The organism is Prosthecodimorpha hirschii (genome assembly GCF_001305515.1).
Classification (GTDB): domain Bacteria; phylum Pseudomonadota; class Alphaproteobacteria; order Rhizobiales; family Ancalomicrobiaceae; genus Prosthecodimorpha; species Prosthecodimorpha hirschii.
The window spans coordinates 475,535-482,286 of sequence record NZ_LJYW01000001.1; the positions used below are offsets into that span (position 1 = coordinate 475,535).

Consider the following 6,752-nt stretch of genomic DNA (forward strand, 5'->3'; position numbering starts at 1 on the left):
GGTGGCGACCTGGGCACCCGCCCTCGCCCATCCGCTCGAATGAACAGTCCTAATCAGTCTGCGAAGACCAAAGGGGAGACTGCAACCATGACGGAAGACACGACCAAGCCGGGCCTCAGCCGGCGCACGCTGCTCAAGGGCGCCGCGGCCGGCGCCGGCCTTGCCGCCGGTTCGGGCGCCATCACCGGCTTCCCGTATGTGATGAGCCAGGAAGCCAAGGTGCTCCGCTATCTCGGCACCGCCGTCAATGCCGGCGACGAGATCTCCAAGAAGTGCCTGGCCGATACCGGCATCAAGATCGAATACATCACCGTGACGACCGACGACGTGACCAAGCGCGTCGTGACCCAGCCGAACTCGTTCGACGTGCTCGATACCGAGTATTTCTCGCTGAAGAAGCTGGTCCCGTCGGGCAACATCCTGCCGCTCGATGCGAAGAAGATCAAGGAATTCAACAATATCACGCCCGTCTTCACCAAGGGCCAGCTGCCCTCCGGCAAGAAGATCGGCGACCAGGGCACCGCCCCCTGGAAGGTGCTCTACCTCGAGGGCAAGGACTCCAAGACCTTCGCCAAGAGCCCGACCGAATTCGTCACCCTGATCCCGACGGTCTACAACGCCGACACCCTCGGCATCCGCCCGGACCTGATCAAGCGCCCGATCTCGTCCTGGGCCGAGCTGCTGAACCCGGAATTCAAGGGCAAGGCCTCGATCCTCAACATCCCGTCGATCGGCATCATGGATGCGGCGATGGTCGTGGAAGCCACCGGCCAGTACAAGTATGCCGACAAGGGCAACATGACCAAGGCCGAGATCGACCTGACCATGAAGATCCTGACCGAGGCGAAGAAGTCCGGCCAGTTCCGCGCCTTCTGGAAGGACTTCAACGAGTCGGTCAATCTGATGGCGTCGGGCGAGACCGTGATCCAGTCGATGTGGTCGCCGGCGGTCACCAAGGTCCGTTCGATGGGCATCCCCTGCGTGTTCCAGCCGCTGAAGGAAGGCTATCGCTCCTGGGCGTCCGGCTTCTGCGTCTCGAAGGGCGTCTCGGGCAAGAAGCTCGAATGGGCCTACGAGTTCGTCAACTGGTTCCTGTCGGGCTGGGCCGGCGCCTATCTCAACCGCCAGGGCTACTATTCGGCCGTTCTGTCGACCGCCAAGGCCAATATGGACCCCTACGAGTGGGCCTATTGGATGGAAGGCAAGCCGGCCGAGAAGGACATCAAGGCCCCCGACGGCTCGCTGCTCGAGAAGGCCGGTGCGATCCGCGACGGCGGCTCCTACGACGACCGCATGGGCTCGGTCGCCTGCTGGAACGCGGTCATGGACGAGAACGACTACATGGTCCGCAAGTGGAACGAGTTCATCGCGGCCTGACCGCCTGAACCCGCCACCGACCTCCGGCGCGGCTCCGATCCCGGGGCCGCGCCTTCCCTCGCAGCCCGCGCGGAGCCCCGATGGCGCTCAGAGACAGACCCTCGCAATTCGTCGCCTGGCTCCAGGCCGGGCCGATGATGCTCGTCTTCCTCGTCTTCTTCCTGGTCCCGCTCGCTTTCGTGATCATCGTGAGCTTCTGGGACTACAACGAATACGAGATGATCCCGAGCTTCACGACGCGCGGCTATGTCGAGACCTTCGAGGGCTGTCTCGCACAGCTTCCCGAACTGTGCACCATCCTGAAGACCTACCTGAAGACCCTGAAGCTGTGCTTCCTGGTCTGGCTGATCACGCTGGTGATCGGCTTCACGGTCGCCTATTTCCTGGCCTTCCACATCCGCTCCAAGACCTGGCAGATCGCCCTGTCGCTGATCTGCACGATCCCGTTCTGGACCTCGAACGTGATCCGCATGATCGCCTGGATCCCGCTGCTGGGGCGCAACGGGCTGGTCAATTCCGGTCTCGTCAAGGCCGGCATGATCGACAAGCCGCTGGAATGGCTGCTCTATTCCGAGTTCGCCGTGGTCCTGGCGCTGGTCCACCTGTTCACCTTCTTCATGGTCGTGCCGATCTTCAATTCGATGATCCGCATCGACAAGCGGCTGATCGAGGCCGCCTACGATGCCGGCGCGACCGGCTTCCAGACCTTGACCAATGTCATCATTCCGCTGGCCAAGCCCGGCATCGTGATCGGCTCGATCTTCGTCATCACCATCGTGATGGGCGATTTCGTCACCATCGGCGTCATGGGCGGCCAGCAGATCGCCGCGGCCGGCAAGATCATCGAGACGCGCCTCAACGCGCTGCAGTTCCCGGCCGCTGCCGCCAATGCGGTCATCCTGCTCGGCATCACCTTCATGATCATCGCGATGCTGTCGCGGCTGGTCGACGTGCGCAAGGAGCTGTGACATGCTGCGCGAAGGTCGCCCGCTGAGCTTCTACATCCTGGCTTTCGTCTTCACGCTCTACGTGCTGTTTCTCTACGGCCCGATGCTGGCCATCTACGTGCTGTCCTTCCAGGGGCCGGAGGGCGGGCTGACCTTCCCGATGAACGGCGTCTCGCTGACCTGGTTCTCCAAGCTGTTCGCGGGCGGCGGTATCGTCGACATCGGCGCGGCCTTCTGGCGCTCGCTGAAGCTCGGCCTGGTGGTGATGATGATCACGGTGGTGTTCTCGGTCGCCGCCGGCATGGCCTTCCGCAAGCGCTTCGCCGGCTCGGCCTTCCTGTTCTACACCGCCATCGCCAGCCTGATCGTGCCCTCGATCATCACGTCGCTCGGCATCGCGCTCGAATTCCGCGTGCTCGACGACGCCGTCAAGCTGCATGCCGCCGACTGGGGATTTCCGAAGCTCGCCGAGGACTGGACCACCGGCATGGGCCTGTTCACCTCGGGGCTCGGCGCGCATCTGACCTGGACGCTGCCCTTCGGCCTGCTGATCATGTTCGCCATCTTCAACCGCTTCGACAGCCGCCTGGAGGAGGCCGCGCGCGATCTCGGCGCGACGCCCTGGCAGACCTTCCGCCATGTCGTGCTGCCGATCATCCTGCCCTCCGTGGTCGGCATCGGCCTGTTCGGCTTCACCCTGTCGTGGGACGAGCTCGCCCGCTCCAGCCAGGCGATCGGCTCGGTCAACACCCTGCCCCTCGAATTGCAGGGCTTGACCACCACGGTCACCAAGCCGGACATCTATGCTCTCGGCACGGTCACGAGCGCAGTCTCCTTCCTGGTCATCTTCGCCGCGCTCTTCGCGATCCGTGCACTGCAGAAGCGGCAGGAGCGCCAGGGCTCCGACGCCGGTTCGGGGCTCGTCTGATGCTGATCCACGTCGTCAATCCGAATACCAGCCGCTCCTTCACCGACAAGATCGACCATGCCGCCCGCGCGGTCGCCTCGCCCGGCACGGAGATCAGCGCCACCCAGCCGGCCATGGGTCCGGTCTCGATCGAGGGCTATTACGACGAGGCCTATGCCATCCCGGGCATGCTGGCGCGCATCCGCGAGGCCGAGGCGCTCGGCGCGGACGCCCATGTCATCGCCTGCTTCGACGATACCGGCCTCGACGCCGCCCGCCAGCTCGCCCGCGCGCCGGTGATCGGCATCGGCGAGGCCGCCTATCACGTCGCGAGCCTCGTCGCCGGCAAGTTTGCCGTCGTCACCACCCTGGCGCTGGCGATCCCCGTGATGGAGCACAATCTCGTCCGCTACGGCCTTGCCACGCGCTGCGCCAAGGTGCGCGCGGCCGGCATCCCTGTGCTGGCGCTGGAGGATCCGGCGTCGGGCGGCGTCGAGCGCATCTCCGCCGAGATCGAGGCCGCCAAGCGCGACGACCATGCCGAGGCGATCGTGCTCGGCTGCGCCGGCATGGCCGATCTCGCCGCCGACCTGTCGGCAAGGCACGGCCTGCCGGTGATCGACGGCGTCGCCGCCGCGGTGACGCTCGCCGAGAGCCTGGTCCGGCTCGGCGTCAGGACCTCCAAGCTCGGCGGCTATGCCCCGCCGCCGCCGAAGCCCTATCTCGGCAGCTTCGCCCCGTTCTCGGTCGAGGGTGGCGCGGTCGAGGGTGGTGCGGTCGGGGGCGGCGCGTGACCGGGCTCGCCATCGCGCCCGCGGATGCCGCCGGGCTCGCCGTGATGGCCGACTGGGCGGCGGCCGAGGGCTGGAATCCCGGGCTCGGCGATGCCGGCCCCTTCCTTGCCGCCGATCCGGGCGGCTTCCTCCTCGCCCGCCTCGACGGCGAGCCGGTCGCCTGCATCTCGGTCGTGACCTACGGCCCGGCCTACGGCTTCCTCGGCTTCTACATCTGCCGGCCGGAATTCCGCGGCCTCGGTTTCGGCTGGGCGATCTGGAGCGCCGGCATGGCGCGGCTCGGCGACCGCACCATCGGCCTCGACGGCGTCGTCGCCCAGCAGGCCAACTACGCCAAGTCCGGCTTCGTCCTCGCCCACCGCTCCATTCGCCATGCCGGCACCGTCGCCGCGCCGACCCCCTCGGACCCGCGCCTCCGCGCGCCCGGTCCGGAGGATCGCGCCGCGCTCGCCGCCTATGACCGGGCCGCCTTCGGCTTCGACCGGCCCGGCTTCCGCGCCGCCTGGACCGACGGTTCGGAAGGCCGCGTCACCCGCCTCCTGGTCGAGAACGGCCGCGTTGTCGGATACGGCACGATCCGGCCCTGCCGCTCCGGCTACAAGATCGGCCCGCTCTTCGCCGACGACGCGGCCGGCGCCGAGGCCCTGTTCCTGGCGCTGGCCGCGGAAGCCGGCGGCGCGACCATCGCGCTCGACACGCCGGCACCGAATGCGGCGGCGGTCGCGCTCGCCGAGCGCCACGGCCTGGCGCCGGTCTTCGAGACGGCGCGCATGTATCGCGGCGCCGATCCCGGCCTGCCGCTCGCCCGCATCTTCGGCATCACCACCTTCGAACTGGGCTGACGGCGCCCCGCCGCGCCCCCTGGGAGCAGAGCATGAGCGACTACGATCTCGTCATCCGCGGCGGCACGGTGGTCACCGCCGCCGACACCATGCGCGCCGATGTCGGCATCCGCGGCGGCAAGATCGTCGCGCTGGCCGAGGCGCTGACCGGCGGGGCGAAGACCATCGATGCGGCCGGATTGCTGGTCATGCCGGGCGGCATCGACAGCCATGTCCATCTCGCCCAGCCGGCCTTCGGCGGCCCGGCCATGGCGGACGGCTTCGAGACCGGCACGCGCTCGGCGATCGCGGGCGGCAACACCACGCTGATCCCCTTCGCCCTGCAGCCGCGCGGCGCCTCGCTGCGCGCCTCGGTGATGGACTATCACAAAGAGGCGGACGGCCAGTCCTACTGCGACTACGGCTTCCACCTGATCATCTCCGACCCCTCCCCGACCGTACTCGGCCAGGAGCTGCCGTCGCTGGTCGAGGACGGCTACTCGTCGTTCAAGGTCTTCATGACCTACGACGACCTGGTGCTGAACGACCGGCAGTTGCTCGAAGTGTTCGATTGCGCGCGCGGCTGCGGCGCGCTGGTCATGGTCCATTGCGAGGGCTACGATTCGATCAAGTTCATGACCGAGCGGCTGGAGGCTGCCGGCAAGACGGCGCCCTACTATCACGCCGTTTCGCGGCCGCAGGTGGTCGAGCGCGAGGCGACCCACCGGGCGATCAGCCATGGCGAGCTGCTCGACGTGCCGATCATGATCGTGCACGTCTCCGGGCGCGAGCCGATGGAGCAGATCCGCTGGGCGCAGCAGAAGGGCCTCAAGGTCTATGGCGAGACCTGCCCGCAATATGTCGCGCTGACCGCCGACGACCTGAAGGGTCTCAACATGGACGAGACCGGCGGCAAGTATGTCTGCTCGCCGCCCCCGCGCGACCATGCCTCCTGGGAGGCGATCTGGGAGGGCATCCGCGGCGGCGTGTTCCAGACCTTCTCGTCGGATCACTGCCCCTTCTTCTACGAGGGCAGCCAGGGCAAGCTGAACCCGAAGGCGCGCACCTCGTTCCGCTGGGTGCCGAACGGCATTCCGGGCGTCGAGACCCGCCTGCCGATCCTTTATTCCAAGGGCGTCGCCGAGGGCCGCATCACCGTCAACGAATTCGTCGCGCTGACCTCGACCAACCACGCCAAGATCTACGGCCTCTACCCCCACAAAGGCTCGATCGGCGTCGGCTTCGATGCCGACATCGTGCTCTGGGACCCGAACCGCAAGGAGACCATCAGCCAGTCGCTGATGCACCACAACTCGGATTACACGCCGTATGAAGGTCTCGCTGTAACTGGTTGGCCGGTCATGACCATCCTGCGCGGCGCCGTGGTCTGCGAGGAGGGCCGCATCCTCGGCGCCAAGACCGACGGCCGCTTCCTGAAGCGCAGCCTGTCGCCCTACGCGGTGCCGTCCGGACGCGCCGCCTGACGATCGGGTGCCCCCTTCCCCTTCGCCCCCTGCCAAGGGGGAGAAGGTGGCCGAAGGCCGGATGAGGGGGCCTGGATGCCGCCGCATCGCGAAAGGCCGGCGGTTCGGGTTGGCAGGGGCGGCGACTGCACCGCCACTTCGGCATCTATCCGCGCGATCGCCCCCCTCATCCGCCCTTCGGGCACCTTCTCCCCCCTTGGGGGGCGAAGGGATAACGCGTTGAGGGATCGAGGAAATCGACGCCCCCAAACCCCCGGCTCCTTCCCCTTCGCCCCCTGAAAGGGGGAGAAGGTGGCCGAAGGCCGGATGAGGGGGCCTGGATGCCGCCGCGTCGCGAAAGGCCGGCGGTTCGGGTTGGCAGGGGCGGCGACTGCACCGCCACTTCGGCATCTATCCGCGCGATCGCCCCCCTCATCCGCCCT

General features: G+C 67.4%; 6 protein-coding genes. All 6 read left to right on the top strand.

Features of this window, described 5'->3' with window-relative positions; all coding sequences use genetic code 11:
* Positions 1-87 precede the first annotated feature (87 nt).
* Entirely contained in the window at positions 88-1,377 is a 1,290-nt protein-coding gene (locus ABB55_RS02015; RefSeq protein WP_054357304.1) for an ABC transporter substrate-binding protein, read from the top strand.
* A gap of 80 nt (positions 1,378-1,457) precedes the next feature.
* The gene (locus tag ABB55_RS02020; protein ID WP_054357305.1) at positions 1,458-2,345 is read left to right on the top strand and encodes an ABC transporter permease; all 888 of its coding nucleotides are present in this window, start codon (positions 1,458-1,460) and stop codon (positions 2,343-2,345) included.
* Position 2,346: 1 nt separating this feature from the next.
* Positions 2,347-3,252: an ABC transporter permease gene (locus ABB55_RS02025; protein WP_394367228.1), complete on the top strand. Its 906-nt coding sequence runs from the start codon at positions 2,347-2,349 to the stop codon at positions 3,250-3,252.
* Positions 3,252-4,025, top strand: coding sequence for an aspartate/glutamate racemase family protein (locus tag ABB55_RS02030; protein WP_054357306.1), 774 nt, complete (start codon positions 3,252-3,254; stop codon positions 4,023-4,025). The genes ABB55_RS02025 and ABB55_RS02030 overlap by 1 nt, the downstream gene beginning before the upstream one ends.
* Positions 4,022-4,867, top strand: a complete 846-nt coding sequence (locus ABB55_RS02035; RefSeq protein WP_054357307.1) for a GNAT family N-acetyltransferase — start codon at positions 4,022-4,024, stop codon at positions 4,865-4,867. The genes ABB55_RS02030 and ABB55_RS02035 overlap by 4 nt, the downstream gene beginning before the upstream one ends.
* A 32-nt stretch (positions 4,868-4,899) precedes the next feature.
* Positions 4,900-6,330 carry a dihydropyrimidinase gene (gene hydA / locus ABB55_RS02040; protein WP_054357308.1) on the top strand — a complete coding sequence of 477 codons (1,431 nt, stop codon included), beginning with the start codon at positions 4,900-4,902 and terminating at the stop codon, positions 6,328-6,330.
* Positions 6,331-6,752: the final 422 nt, after the last annotated feature.

Coding starts and splice junctions, on each gene's coding strand:
- ABB55_RS02015 (WP_054357304.1), top strand. CDS start 88: ATGACGGAAGACACGACCAAGCCGGGCCTCAGCCGGCGCACGCTGCTC.
- ABB55_RS02020 (WP_054357305.1), top strand. CDS start 1,458: ATGGCGCTCAGAGACAGACCCTCGCAATTCGTCGCCTGGCTCCAGGCC.
- ABB55_RS02025 (WP_394367228.1), top strand. CDS start 2,347: ATGCTGCGCGAAGGTCGCCCGCTGAGCTTCTACATCCTGGCTTTCGTC.
- ABB55_RS02030 (WP_054357306.1), top strand. CDS start 3,252: ATGCTGATCCACGTCGTCAATCCGAATACCAGCCGCTCCTTCACCGAC.
- hydA (WP_054357308.1), top strand. CDS start 4,900: ATGAGCGACTACGATCTCGTCATCCGCGGCGGCACGGTGGTCACCGCC.